Source organism: Paenibacillus sp. LS1, assembly GCF_026013365.1.
In the GTDB taxonomy this organism is placed as follows: domain Bacteria; phylum Bacillota; class Bacilli; order Paenibacillales; family Paenibacillaceae; genus Paenibacillus.
In genome coordinates, this window is the sequence record NZ_JAPDOE010000016.1 from 1 (window position 1) to 14,078 (window position 14,078).

Annotated in this window: 10 protein-coding genes and 1 pseudogene; 1 reads left to right on the top strand and 10 read right to left on the bottom strand. The window is 42.4% G+C overall.

The window, feature by feature from the left end; translation table 11 throughout:
• Window positions 1–461: 461 nt before the first annotated feature.
• From OM416_RS28990 to OM416_RS29030, 9 genes and pseudogenes are all read right to left on the bottom strand, one after another.
• Window positions 462–1,766 carry a DUF1963 domain-containing protein gene (locus OM416_RS28990; RefSeq protein ID WP_264935307.1) on the bottom strand — a complete coding sequence of 435 codons (1,305 nt, stop codon included), beginning with the start codon at window positions 1,764–1,766 and terminating at the stop codon, window positions 462–464.
• Between the two features lie 86 nt (window positions 1,767–1,852).
• Window positions 1,853–3,072 (bottom strand): annotated as a pseudogene (locus OM416_RS28995) (MFS transporter).
• 68 nt (window positions 3,073–3,140) lie between these two features.
• Window positions 3,141–3,692, bottom strand: a complete 552-nt coding sequence (locus OM416_RS29000) for a MarR family winged helix-turn-helix transcriptional regulator (RefSeq protein WP_133386488.1) — start codon at window positions 3,690–3,692, stop codon at window positions 3,141–3,143.
• Between the two features lie 203 nt (window positions 3,693–3,895).
• Complete coding sequence (locus tag OM416_RS29005) at window positions 3,896–5,074, bottom strand: alanyl-tRNA editing protein (RefSeq protein ID WP_264935311.1); 1,179 nt, start codon at window positions 5,072–5,074, stop codon at window positions 3,896–3,898.
• Between the two features lie 259 nt (window positions 5,075–5,333).
• On the bottom strand, window positions 5,334–6,086 hold the full coding sequence (locus OM416_RS29010) for an ABC transporter ATP-binding protein (RefSeq protein WP_062837494.1): 753 nt from the start codon (window positions 6,084–6,086) through the stop codon (window positions 5,334–5,336).
• Window positions 6,083–7,147 (bottom strand): iron chelate uptake ABC transporter family permease subunit, encoded by a 1,065-nt coding sequence (locus tag OM416_RS29015; protein ID WP_062837495.1) that lies wholly within the window; start codon window positions 7,145–7,147, stop codon window positions 6,083–6,085. The genes OM416_RS29010 and OM416_RS29015 overlap by 4 nt, the downstream gene beginning before the upstream one ends.
• Window positions 7,144–8,154, bottom strand: a complete 1,011-nt coding sequence (locus tag OM416_RS29020; protein WP_372238406.1) for an ABC transporter permease — start codon at window positions 8,152–8,154, stop codon at window positions 7,144–7,146. The genes OM416_RS29015 and OM416_RS29020 overlap by 4 nt, the downstream gene beginning before the upstream one ends.
• Window positions 8,155–8,185: 31 nt before the next feature.
• Window positions 8,186–9,223, bottom strand: a complete 1,038-nt coding sequence (locus OM416_RS29025; protein WP_264935317.1) for a siderophore ABC transporter substrate-binding protein — start codon at window positions 9,221–9,223, stop codon at window positions 8,186–8,188.
• Between the two features lie 349 nt (window positions 9,224–9,572).
• Window positions 9,573–10,112, bottom strand: a complete 540-nt coding sequence (locus OM416_RS29030; RefSeq protein ID WP_264935319.1) for a TetR/AcrR family transcriptional regulator — start codon at window positions 10,110–10,112, stop codon at window positions 9,573–9,575.
• A gap of 532 nt (window positions 10,113–10,644) precedes the next feature.
• On the opposite strand from OM416_RS29030, the gene OM416_RS29035 reads away from it, so the two are divergent.
• On the top strand, window positions 10,645–11,811 hold the full coding sequence (locus tag OM416_RS29035; RefSeq protein WP_264935410.1) for an MFS transporter: 1,167 nt from the start codon (window positions 10,645–10,647) through the stop codon (window positions 11,809–11,811).
• Window positions 11,812–12,357: 546 nt separating this feature from the next.
• Here OM416_RS29035 and OM416_RS29040 read toward each other — a convergent pair.
• On the bottom strand, window positions 12,358–13,980 hold the full coding sequence (locus OM416_RS29040; RefSeq protein WP_264935321.1) for a sensor domain-containing diguanylate cyclase: 1,623 nt from the start codon (window positions 13,978–13,980) through the stop codon (window positions 12,358–12,360).
• Window positions 13,981–14,078: the final 98 nt, after the last annotated feature.

Below are 14,078 nucleotides of genomic sequence, written 5' to 3' on the forward strand. Positions count from 1 at the left end.
GGACACACCTTATTTCGCATTAAAACAAACATATGAAATTCTAACGAATCTCAGCAGTCTTATTACCGTCAGAACCTCCGATTTTCTTCGAAAAACCCTGCCAATGGGAGAAATAAAGTGGATACGATTCGTTAGAATTCTATACTGCTGCAAAATCGCCCAATAAGACGTGCTAGGTTCGTTAGACTGTGTTAGTACGACAAGTTGCCTCTGCACGGAGATAAAAAACCAATCCAACGTTTCTCTGGTGACTGAATAACATAACCGGCTAACTGTAGCAAAGAAAGCCACCATCCATCCTGTGCAGGGCAAGAGGGCATCCCATGAAGTTTAAGAACTATGGGATGCCCCTTTGTTTTTTGTCTGTCTACTACTGTCATTCCAACCTGAATAGCCCTGTTATATTACTAATAAGATGACTGCTTATAATTGCTTATAATGTTTTATACTAGCTTCCACCATCAAGATTGCTGGTAGGATACGGCGGTCATCTGACACGGCTCACATACGAACATGTAATACATGCCCTCACCATGCTCCTCAACCTCGCCCCAATCCAGTTGTGCGACGGCTTTCATTCTCGTGGAACAGCTCGGACATGTTGGATAATCCGCATCCTGAACCCATCCCGGATGTCCGCCGACCTGAGATAGCGATGGCTCCATCGCCCACTCACTGGCATGGAATGCATGACGTGATGAAGTCGCAATCTGAAACTGACGACCCGCATCCTGTGCAAGTTTACCATAGTCGTCCAGGTCAATCTCGTCCATTCCCATAGGCATAACATTATGTGAACTCCATAACGGTTCTCCTGCTGCATCCATCTCCATGTAAACTACACCGTAACTGCTACATATCACGCAAGTCTGTATGTGAAGTTGCTGGGTGTGCCAAGAAACGTCCTTCAGAGCTGGATGCTTCACATCCAGACTAATTAAGGTGGTTAACGCACTACCACACCATGGACAGCCATTGTTACTAGGGTTCAGCATCGAGAGTGAATTTCCGGTTAACTCCACGTTAGCTCCTTCATTCTCTTTTACTTTATAGAGTGAATAACTTGGGGTGATGAATAATTCCCTGCGCTGCCCGTCTTTTGTAAGCTCCCAACCAGCTTCAGTGGTGTAATGCTCAGGTGCCACGTACAATTCGCTCGCCCAAGATGGCGGAGATTGTCTCCACTGCCGGAACTGCTGCACAACAACATCATCACCGATATAGGCCAGCATGAGCAATATGTGGTTCCGATTCTCATCATCGGTGTTCACCTGCTGCAAGAGCCGATCACGCGCCTCACCCGAGGCGCTTTTATACAAAATGGCAGGATAATAGATCTCCTGTTCCAGCAGCTCAGAAATTTCGGCAGTCAACGATATATCATGGTAGCAGACCAGATATACCAGAATGTCTTTGCCCGTATCTTCATCACCTGTACGAATCCGTTGCATCGCGTAATCCTTCATCTGATCTTGTTGCTCTACAGACAAAGATAGATATACCTGTTCCTCGGATTGTTCATAGGGTGTATAACGAATTAGTGGATCACGAACCTGAGGTTCGTGCATGATTTTCAAAACTTTTACCGGGTCTGTGATACCCGCATACAAGTTCACATCACGCCGATGTGTTTCAATGTATCTCTGGCGCTCCTCACGCTCCATCACCTGTTTGCAAGGCATGCAATAACCACCCGTTTTCAACGCTGTTGCTGGTAAAATGGTATTTGCACACCCTTCCCGTATACACGGAATTCGTTCTGTCATCTATAGGTACCCCCTCTGCATGTAGTGGCTATCATTGGAGTATATCATAGTAGGAATTGGCCTCCATTTAGAGAACGGATAGTCAATTAGGATGTTATCCGTTCCTGAGTTGCTTCCGTCGTCCCTTTCCCTATAAAACAGGCTGCCGTCAGCCCGATTACCAAGACAAGAGAAAGCATCAGAAACGTGAGCAGATAACTGCCGCTTCGCATGAATTGAATGGAGAGGATTGGTGCAATACTTGTACCGGCAAACAGAATAAACGTATACACTGAAACCGCAATTCCCCGTGACTTACCTCCAAGCTCACCCACCAAAGCTACCAAAGAAGGAACCGACACAGCGATCCCGGTCACAAAAAGTAAACTCATTAGGATAAGCAAAGATAAGTTGGTGAAGAAGCCCATACATGCGAGTCCAACCACCGCCATTGTAAGTCCTAATCGTAGAACCGAACGTACACCGAGTCGCTGAGTTAATTTCCCTGCAAAAGGCGAAACAAGCATGCCCAGTATACCTGCTGCACGAACGTACAAAATCTGCTGCGCACTTAATCCAAATTCAGGCCCGCTCAAATAACTACCAAGGACACTATACATGCTGACAAAGGACATCAGCAGAACCAGAGCCACCACGTAGCTCAACCGTAATTTGGGCTGTTTCAGTACAGTGCCGATCTGTAGAAGAGATTCCCAGATCGAAGTGTCTTTTCCTCGTTTGATCTCATCCCGCGGCAACAGTAACCAGACTACCAATGAAGTTATCAAGTACACAACAGCCAGCAAACAAATAGTGTGTTCCACCCGTATTGCTGACTTATTATGCTGCTAATGATTTGGCCTACAATGCCAGCTACCAGAAATCCGGTACTGATGAATCCGATCGCCGTCACTCTACGATTCGCCGGATACATCTCCACAGCATACGCCAATGCAACCGGAGAAAAAGTGGCCGCAGCTGCCCCCTGTATTCCCCTCAACACAATAATCCAGGCAAAAGAATGTACCAGACCCAGCATGAATGAAACGAACGATAATATGAGCATGCCGATCAAAATCACTCTTTTACATCCATACTTGTCAGATATCGCGCCATACATTAAACACCCTACTGCAAACCCTAGCGAAAATATACTGCCCGCGCCCGAAGCCTGGGTTGGTGTTATTCCAAATTGATCAGCAAACACGGGGATGAGCGGAACTGTAACATATAGACTGGACATGACGACCAGACCGGACCAACATAAAATAATAGTCATGATGAGATAATTTCTGGAGATAGCTCCAGTTTGCATTAATTTCGACATCGTACACCTCTATAAACTTTAGTATCAATCATTTTAGTTAGATAATCTAATTATATATCCAAAAAAATTTATCTCCCCATACCCAGCCTCTTCTCTATGTTTGTATTTAATTTTAATAAAACCTTCTCCAATACGTCCCTTTCATCCGGCTCCAGGTCCTCCACGAGGGATTCACAGGTGGACCAGAACGAAGGTAACACTTTTTCTACCAAGTCCCTACCTTCTGGTGAGATGCGTACATGAACACTACGACGATCCCGGGCACTTGATTCCCGAATAATCCAGTTCCTTTTTTCCAACCAATCCAGCAATGCTGTGACAGATGCCCTGCGAATACCGAGACGTTCTGCCAATGTCGATGGCGTCACTTGCGTGTTCCCCTCATGCAGGGTTAAGAGTAGTAACAGATCAAACTTGCTCTCGGTAATATCATACTGATCCAGATTCAGATCCATGACATCCAGTATGTTATCGCCAAACCAAAGTGAGAGCAAACCTATATAAGCTAACTTTTGATCCGTACCTTTCGTTGCCGTCTTTTGCATCAGTTCTACATAGGGTTCAGGCCCCAACTTAGGGAGTGGTTCTGTTGTATGTTCCCTGTTATTTTTTCCTTTCATCGTGACCTCCGCCAATACTCGTTATATAATTAGATTATCTAACTAAATGTGATTTTATCTCAAATTACGAGAACTTACAAGTTCAAAATAGATCAGTTCATAAAAACACATCTATCCACTGCAAAAAAAGCACGCCACAATGTGACGTGCTTGTCCCTTACTCATATTTCAATACCTGCGTGTCTCATAGAGGAAAATGCGAATCAGTGATGTCCCAACTGGTCCTTGGTGAATTCATAAAAGGCGAGCGCATCTTCACTGCTGGCAAAGCCTGCTTGAGCCATCTTTTCACTGCCGCCACCTTTGCCCTGGTAGGCTCCAAGATTGCCTTTGAAGAAAGGTCCACACGCCCATTCAGGCGGCTGTCCGTTCTGTGCGAGAACGACTTTGGCCTCCGAGATGCTGGCGAACAGTACAAGCCCCTCATGGTCTGCCGTCAGCTTGGTTGCCAGGCTCTGCATATCCTTGAGCGATTTGTCTTCAAAGACTTGAGCAATCACCAGCCCTTGCCGAGCAGCCAGAAGTTCCTCCGCATAATAGGCATCATTGGTTGTTTTCACTGCATTCAGCTCGGTTTGCAGCTGTTTTTGCTCCTGCTCCATTTTCTCAATGCGCTCCAACAATTCGTCCTTGCTTGTCTTTAATTTAACCATGATGCTATTGAGCACGTTTTGTGTGGATGTGAATTCATTCAGCGCTCTTGTTCCACATTTGAAATAAATGCGGGTGCCGCCCTTCACTTTTTCGGTTTTCAGCAGTTTGATGATCCCGATCTCACCTGTCGCCGACACATGCGTTCCGCCGCAGGCGTTATACTCCACACCCTCGATCTCGACAATGCGAATGTCTTCCGTTACCGTAGGCTGCTTCACCAGTGGCAATTGTGCCGCCTCTTCTGCTGTAACCCATGAAGTGTTGATACGAGCATTACGATAGATCTGGCGATTCACCTCTTGTTCAATGGCAGTCCATTGATCCGCTCCCAGTTCAGCCGCCGCCACATCAATCGTGTCATACTCCGTTCCAAGATGGAAACTGAGCGTCATCGCTTCAGTCAACTTCAGCGTGATTGCCGATAACAAATGTTGACCCGTATGCTGCTGCATATGATCGAATCTTCGCTCCCAGTCAATCTCACATTGTACTTCAGTCTGTTCAGGGGCGCGTTCCAGCTTATGCCATACCTCGCCATCTTCGATGTTCACATCCAGAACAGCGATGCCGCCAATTTGCCCCAGGTCACAAGGCTGTCCGCCACCATGCGGGTAAAAAGCAGTCTCCGCCAGCGTGATATATACGCCTTCTTCCTTGTCCACTCTGCCTGTAATCGTTGTATGCCACTCTCTTGTGTAAGCAGAGTCATAATAGATTTTTTGCGTCATTCAATCATCCCGATCCCTTCTCGTTCAAATGGGTTTTCATAATCTCCAGATTACACTATCTGGAACCCTCAAGCCAATTTATGGCATGCAAAATCGCTTTCCATATCCAAAATAACGCTCTGTGAGTGAAAATACCTTTTGAACAAGAAAGAAAATTTTGCAGGAAGATGCTCGGTATTGAATAAAAAAAAGCAGAGTGAATAATCACTCTACTTTCTGAAGACCATTTTAACAAACAACTTTTCATTAAATCTTGTGGTTAATAGATCGCTATCGGTCCATACGGACCATCGATAATTTCAATTTTCGTTTCAAAAATATCTGTTAAAATTTCAGGGTCCATCACTTCTTCTACGGTTCCAAAAGCGGCGATTTGGCCATCTTTCATGGCACATATTCGATCCGAATATTTGGCGGCAAAATTGATATCATGCATCACCGTCAGAATGGTTCTTCCGAATTCATTAGCGGCATATCTCAAATGCTCCATCATCCGAACAGAACGCGCAACATCCAGATTGTTCAAAGGCTCGTCCAAAAGTACATATTCCGTCTCCTGACACAAAACCATGGCGACATAAGCTCTTTGCCTTTGACCACCAGAAAGCTCATCTAAATATCTATTTTCCAGATCAGTTAAGTCTAGAAAATCAATATATTTAGAAATAATAGCTTCATCCTCATCCGTTAATCTTCCCTTAGAATAAGGAAACCGTCCGAATCCGGCAAGTTGTCTAACGGTAAGCCTTGTGACAAAATGATTTTCTTGTCGTAAAACCGTTACAATCTTGGCCAAGTCTTTTGACTTGGTCGTGGAAACATCCATATTGGCAACCGTAATTTGACCTTCGTCCAAATCCAAAAGTCTTCCGATCATCAGAAGTGTCGTCGACTTCCCCGCACCGTTGGGTCCAATCAATGAAGTAAGGCCGGCTTTGGGTATATGAATATTCAAAGGGCCAATCTCTACCTCGGCTGCATAGGACTTTTTGACATTATTGATCTGTATCATAAAGAACCCTTCCTTAAAATCACAATTAAAAATGTTAGTCCGCCAACCAATTCTATAATAATAGAAACAACACCTTGGGCATTGAAAACATGATTCATAATAAAGTATGCACCGGTTAAGATCACAAACCCTATCGCAAGAGCCATTGGGAAAACATATCTGTGATCATAGGTTTGCGCGGCCTGATAACTCAAAATCGCAACTAAAAATCCATAGAATGTTAGTGGTCCCACCAAAGCCGTCGAAATGGCCATCAATATGGAAACCAGGACCAGCGTATAAATCACACTACTTTGATGTTTAGTTCCCAAGGAAGTCGAGACATCCTTACCCAGCGATAACACATTTAACCTCTTGGCATTAGCAAGCAGCAGGATCGCTGCAATGATGACGATAGGAATCGCAATCGGGAAATAGGCAGAATCGGCATTATTCACGGAAGCAAACATTCTTGCCTGCAAAATATCAAACTCGGACGGTGCAAGAAGTCTTCTCATAAATGAAGATACGGATCTCAGCCCGGTCCCAATGATAATACCGACCAAAAGCAGAAGTTGTAAATTGCCGTATTTTCCGGAAAGTAGCCATCCATAAAGAATCAAACACATGATGACCATTGCAGCAACTTGATATAAAAAGGAATCAACACCGCTAAAATTCACAAATACCGTAGCACCAAGGAAAAATATAGTACTCGTATGAATGGTTGAATAGATCGCATCAAAACCTAAAAGGGACGGAGTTATAATTCTGTTATTCGTAATCGATTGAAAAGCAACCGTGGATAAACTTTGGCAAATTGCAGCAATCAGCATTGAAACCAGAGCAACTACCCTTCTTGTAACAACGGGTATAAAAGAAGGTGAGGACACCGGCACGGGATTGTTATAAACCAGTAGTCCAACCGATGCAAAAACGCCCAGAACAATCAATGTGATCAGCAAAATCCAATAACGCTTTTCTTCTTTCTTAGTACGGAAGGCTCTAGCTGATCTTTTTTTAGGACGACGGCTAGAATCGATTTCGATATTTAGTGGATTTCTACTTGCTAAGTCGCTCATCTTACCCTCCTTGTTGACCGCCTTTGTCTTAACAAAATGACAATGAATACGACGGCTCCCACTGTTCCAAGGATCATGGAGACAGGTATTTCAAAAGGCATGATGATGACACGAGACAGGATATCACACACAATGATGCTACCCATCCCTAATAAGCACACCCATGGTAAATTGCTCCTGAGATCGTCACCCCTAAACATGGAAACAATATTGGGGACAATTAACCCTAGAAAAGGCAAGTTCCCAATGACAGCTGCAACGATTCCAACGGCTAGTGAAATAAGCGCAGTACCCAAAAGAATGATCCTGTCATAATTTACGCCAAGACTGGTAGCGACATCTTCCCCTAGTCCGGCTAATGTCAGCCGATCAGCAAAAACAAAAATAAGAATAGTCACCAATACGATGAGCCATAAATATTCATACCTACCAATTTGCACAGATGAGAAGGAGCCTGCAAACCAGCTTTCGATATTTTGAGTCATTTGGAACACAAGCCCAACGAAAGTTGAAAATGCAGAAATGACTGCTCCAAGCATCATTCCAATAATCGGGACAACTAAAGACGAACGGAGTTTAACTTTCTTTAGAAACATAAAAAAAATCATCGTTCCTATAAAAGAAAAAATGATTGCACCAGTCATTCTTAGCGTTAAACTCGGGGCAGGAAAGACCAGATAAATAAACATGATCCCCAGACCTGACCATTCCATTGTTCCTGTTGTCGTAGGTTCCACCAAGCGATTCTGTGTAATAAGTTGCATGACCAGTCCAGCCATTGCCATGGCGGCACCGGTAAGCATTAATGCAACAGTTCTTGGAACACGAGTGATGAAGAACATCTCCATTCCATCGGCTTGTCCTCGTATGTCATAGACTCCAATAAGCAGTGATGTAATGCCTAAAATAATAGTGGCTATAATCGCAATGATAAAAGGTATAGTCCATAGCTTTTTCGGATTATGACGCTGGGGTTGAGAATTCTCAACCCCAGCTAATTTTGGTATTAAATTTTTCTGCACTGCAGCATACTCCTTTTTACTGTTTAGCTAAAGCTTTCGTAAGGTTGTTAATCAACTCCAAGAAAGTTTCGATGGATTCATTGGTGTACGTGTCGTTTGGAGCATAAACGATTTGTTTTTGAGTAATAGCAGTGGTGTTTTGCAGAGCAGGTGAGTTATCAATAACGTCCTGAGCCGGAACGGCACCTTCTTCAGCAGATACAGCTGCATCCCGATCCAGTACGAAAATCCAATCCGGATTGCTTTGGGCGATCGCTTCAACAGAAATATCATCACCTTGATGATCAGAAGAAGATTTGTCCACTTCTAGTGCTGGAACCCAGCCGAAAATGTCATACAATGGTCCCCACACACGTCCAGTAAGAGGAGCCGAGAAACCGATGTTTCCACCAGAAACGACAACACTCATAATTTTATCTTCACCATTATAAGCGGCCTTAGCTTCTTCAATAGCTTTATCAAAATCAGCAATCAGTTGGGCAGCTTCTTCTTGCTTCTCGAAAATTTTCCCTAAATTGGTTGTTGCATCTTTAAGTCCATTCACAAAGTTTTCTCCAGGTGATGCTGTTTCTTCAAGCTCAATATTAAGGTCAATCACTGCTGCATTAGGCACTAATTTTTTGATGTCTTCATAGTAGCCAGCAAATCGTTGACCAACAATGACAAGGTCAGGTTGTATCGAAGCCAATAGTTCAAGATTTGGTTCGCGATGATTCCCAATATTTTGTACCGATTCATCCGCCACATATGGTGAATCCGCAGGCATTACATCCTTCGGCGCTGCTGCTAATTTGACGCCCCAAGTAGACAGAGTCTCAAATGTTCTGTTATCCAGAGCAACGATCTTCGTTGGATTTACAGGCACAGTTACCGTCCCATGAGCATCCGTAATTTCAACAGTTGTAGCTGTAGTTGTAGTTGCAGCATCGGAAGTTGTAGCCTCTGTATTCGCAGTATCCGTCGTAGCAGGTTCATTACTTGAACAAGCTGCCAACACCAAAGTTAAAGCTGCAACCATGATAAACATTAATTTTGAAGAAATAGACTTTCTCATTTAATTTATATCCCCCTAGATTCAGAAAATTTGGATTCCCACGCAGCATACTGTGTTGGATAAACTCAGTATCATATACCTCCTCAGACGTAAATTTAGAAAATAATCTTAACCCCTTTTCACTGTAGTACTGAGTAACAAAAACAACAATTGATAGTGATTATCAATATCAATAGGTTATATTATAACAAGTTAGAAGGCATTTTCAACAACCTAATTGTTTAAATTCATGGCGAAATTATGAACCAAATATTCCATTCTATGTATTTATATGCATAAAATTCGACATTTCAATACAAAAAAAGAAGTATCACTGTGTGATACTTCTTTTGCGATTAACTTATTGAAACTATGACAAGTTCATATCTAATATAGACTCTGCTTGTTTATTCATAACGCTTGAGGGATACGGCATCCCTTTCGCAAACCACCATTCCACGAGTCCTACGTATGCAGATGCAAAAAAATTCAACATAATATCCTCATTTAATCCGTTCCTTCTCCCTTCGACCAACTCCCATCCATTGCGGAAGTCTTCAATAACAAATTCAAGGAATCTGCTGCGGAAGTACGGAGCTCCTTTACCCGATAGAAAAGCTGAAAAGAAACAATAGTTTCTTTCAAAATACTCAAACCAGGTTATTTGGGTTTCATCAGAGGATTCTGGATAGCAAATTATTCGGAGTTCTTTGATGTGTCCTTCAATAAGATTATTCAATAAGTCATATTTATCGTTGTAATGTAGATAGATCGTTTTTCGGTTAACGTTTGCTCTGTCTGCAATTTCTTGCATCGTAATATCATCAAAATCTTTTTCACTCATCAATTCAACAACAGCTTTTTTAATCGCCTCTTGTGACTTCAATATACGCCGATCCACTTTAGACATACGTAACCCCTCACATTTCCATAAATAAACCCCAAAATATTTGTTTTTGTTGCTTATTCCTCAAAAGTTACTTATCTGGTCATTGCAGTAATTCTGTCTTTTATATAATAATACACATGTGATGATTATTCCATACGAGGTAACTAAAAAGAAGGAATCCATACGCCCGATTATCCCGCATCTCGAATCTCGAATCTCGAATCTCGCGACCCGAACCGTCCCTTCCCTGTTCCCTGCGTCTTCTTGGATCGATATTCACCAATGTGCTCATCATCACTCGAGGTTACCGCAGCTGGACACCTCGTTGCAAAAATTCACCTTGTTTACGCTGTTCTGAACATCACTTACCTACCTGTTGAGTTCCTTTTCCTATTTGGCGCACAAATACAGAACTTTCAGATGCTGTAGCTTATGCAATCAGCGAAGATCAAATTTAAGGTTCAATGCTTCGAACTATATGATTAAGCAACTCGGTTTTTTTACCAACGTATTTCAAAAAATATAATTGGAGTGGAGTAGGAGTAATACAATGATATCAAATACATGGAAAATTTATATGCTCGCCGTTGTTAGCTTCCTCGTCGGTACATCGGAGCTTATTATTGCGGGGATTCTGGATAAAGTAGCGGCATCAATAGGAGTCCCTGTTTCGGTGGCGGGGCAGCTAATTACTGTTTTTTCATTGGCATACGCTTTTGGGACACCTGTTATAATGGCTTTAACATCACGAATGGATCGGAGAAATCTACTCATTTATTCTCTTGTCGCATTTGTCATTGGTAATGCCATGACAGCCGTTTTGCCGGGATTTATCTTGCTATTCATCTCGAGGATCGTTCTGGCGCTTAGTACCGGCGTATTTATTGTTACGGCATTAATGGTGGCATCCAAACTCGCTCCGCCTGATAAACAGGGCAGCGGCATTGCAACAGTCGTGATGGGCTTTTCGACCGCACTGGTTGTCGGCGTTCCGCTAGGTAGAGTGGCAGCTTCTATGTACGATTGGAAGTTAATCTTTGCAGGCCTCGGTGTGCTTGGGCTGCTGGCCATTGTCGGGATGTACTTCCTGATTCCAAAGTCGGAAGGAGAAGAGCCAGTGCCGATTGGCAAACAGCTCGCCTTGTTGAAGGAGCCTAGAATCGCCATGGCGTTGCTGATTACTTTCTTCTGGATCGCCGGATATTCAATTGTTTATACGTACATTTCACCGTTCCTGCTCTCAGTTACGGGAATGAGCGAGAAAATCGTAAGTATTGGGCTGTTCGCTTTCGGTATTGCTAGCCTGTTAGGATCCAAGTTCGGGGGTTACAGCTCGGATAAATGGGGTGTATCCCACACGCTCATCGGCAGTTTGCTGGTTCATGCGCTGGCTCTGATCCTTATCTTCATCGGGGCCGTATCGCCAATCGTCATGTTCCCACTGCTCATGTTGTGGTCCTTCTCCGCCTGGACTTCAGGCCCGACTACGCAGTACAATTTGGTTCAGCAGGCACCGGAAGCTTCAGGTATTATGCTCAGCTTGAACAATTCTGTGGTGCAGCTAGCCATGGCTTTCGGTGCAGGCCTCGGTGGAGTTGTCGTGGAGCAAATATCACTCTCTTCCATCAGTTGGATCGGTGCTATTATTGTGTTCCTCGGAGCTGTAACCACAGTTGCATCCTTACGGTTTTCGCGTTCGGGAGCCCTCCAAAAAGGGTAAATTATGAAATACTTCAGATAATCCTATTTACTATACGTCAAAATCAAAAAAAACGAACGAAGGGTCTGCTAAAAGCAGACCCTTCGTTCGTTCATATATTCATACCATTTTACCAGTTCGATGAGAATTGCTAGTTAAAGAACAAAACCAGCGATGACTGCCCCCGCTACATCCGGCCCCTTATACGGCATCTTAAAACCGTTGTTAATGAAGATAGGGTACTTGTTCATACATCAAATAACATAAAATCTACATCACTGTTAATTTTATAGTCTTTTTATCGGATACTTTATATTTCATAGTCATTGACGGTTAAGATGGAGTAATTGATGCATATGTCAGCTTCTTTAGAGAACCACTTAACTCAACTATTCGTATAACATCAAATTACTCAGGTGAGGCCTTTATTATGAACATTGATTGAATATTTTGCTCAAATTACTTAGCCTATACTGCGTTTAACTTGAGTTAAATGTAAGAATAATTAAACGCTAAAATAATAAGGTGTTCGTCATCCTTCCTAATCGGGATAATGAACAGAAAACGCTAATTAATGGAGTCCATCTTTTGGATAATAATAGTACGGTTGCGCCCCTCTTCCTTGGCCTGATACAAGGCACTATCAGCTAAATGGAACAACTCCTCTCCCGATTCGGAGTGCAGTGGATATTCAGCGATGCCAGCTGAAATTGTAACAGAATGATTGATAGGCATAACACTTTCTTCCACCAATCTACGGATTTTTTCAGCAACATCGAATGCAAAATTGGACTCGTATTGTTTCAAAAGTACAACAAACTCTTCCCCACCAAAGCGTGAAGAGATGTCTTCATCTCGCACTGAACTCTGAATTATTTTGGATACTTCCTTTAAAACTTCATCTCCAGCCTGATGACCAAATGAATCATTAATAGACTTAAAACGATCAATATCAAAAACAACAATACAAAATATTATTTCTTCTTGAATCCATTCCTGAATGGCTTCCTCGAAGAATCTGCGGTTTTTCATCCCTGTCAACAAATCCGTTCTTGAATCGTAGACAAGTTGATCTGTTTTATTCCTAAAATTTTTCATCACACCAAGAACTGTACGTGTAATCATATCTGCTTCTCGGTTCCAATGTGATTGAACCACAGGTAATTCCACTTTCCCCTGATCCATTTGATTCACCATCTCAGCAAGTATAACAAAAGGATTAGCTAGCTTGCGGGCTATTCTCAACACAATTAGAGTTAGTATGATAAACGGTATCGAGGTATACAACAGTAACATCCATATATGATGGTTCAGTTGATCGTATACTACTTGAGTTGGAGTTACAACTACGACTCCCCAATCAGTTGATGGCACATTGTGATATCCCGCAAGTGAATCCACACCAGCAAGATTTTTAAAGCGATCTTTTCCTACGCTATTGGTCAGCAGTTTTTGTACTACTTCATCCTTGCTTACATCTTCACCGATACGTTCAGTGCTCGGATGAAACAACAACGTGCCATTTTGATCAACAATAAAAAAATAGGATCCTACACTATTCTTAATTTGACTACCAAAAGACAAATTCAAAATGTTGCTTTCTTGTAAATGGATAGTACCGCCAATCATGCCTATAAAACTTCCTTTTGAGTCTAGAAGAGGTTCGCCAATAAATACAATTCTTTCATTCGTTTTTGGAGCTGGATAAGCTTCCGATATGTAAGGAGCTTGAGACTTGATCGCTGCTTTTGCAGCCTCCGAACTTACATGTCTACCTATTGCTAATGGATAGTAAGGTGACGTTGATAACACGAGCCCCGTCTCATCCGCAAGCGCAACTGAATTAAAAAAGTTACTGCTGTTGCGAACCAAGTCTAACGTTGAATTAAGTCTTTCTGTGTCTGAGTAGTCCAGGGTTTCGACTTGTGTCGCTACATACTTTAGAGCCTCCTGCATAGAGAAAAATAGTGAATCTAGTGCTAGGCTCATCTCAATTGATTTTGAATTATTTTGAGTCAACGTACTATTTATAAGTGATTCTTTCTGAGATGTATAAGAAGAAATCACCATAATTGTCAATGTCATAACAACAGAGAGAGTAACCAACCCCCCAAGTAAAACTGTGAAACTTATTTTTTTGCTATTTCTTACTTTGCTTCGCAGTCTGGATATTGTATTTTGTAAAATCACGTAACGGTCCTCCGTATTTCTGTTACAAGGCATGTACTACTATACTATAAAAAACTTGTTAAGAAAAAATAAAGAATGTATGAAATACAATACATTTA

Bases quoted from the DNA above. Each gene is read 5' to 3' on its own strand.
- OM416_RS28990 (WP_264935307.1), bottom strand. From the start codon at position 1,766: ATGACAGAACGAATTCCGTGTATACGGGAAGGGTGTGCAAATACCATT.
- OM416_RS29000 (WP_133386488.1), bottom strand. From the start codon at position 3,692: ATGAAAGGAAAAAATAACAGGGAACATACAACAGAACCACTCCCTAAG.
- OM416_RS29005 (WP_264935311.1), bottom strand. From the start codon at position 5,074: ATGACGCAAAAAATCTATTATGACTCTGCTTACACAAGAGAGTGGCAT.
- OM416_RS29010 (WP_062837494.1), bottom strand. From the start codon at position 6,086: ATGATACAGATCAATAATGTCAAAAAGTCCTATGCAGCCGAGGTAGAG.
- OM416_RS29015 (WP_062837495.1), bottom strand. From the start codon at position 7,147: ATGAGCGACTTAGCAAGTAGAAATCCACTAAATATCGAAATCGATTCT.
- OM416_RS29025 (WP_264935317.1), bottom strand. From the start codon at position 9,223: ATGAGAAAGTCTATTTCTTCAAAATTAATGTTTATCATGGTTGCAGCT.
- OM416_RS29030 (WP_264935319.1), bottom strand. From the start codon at position 10,112: ATGTCTAAAGTGGATCGGCGTATATTGAAGTCACAAGAGGCGATTAAA.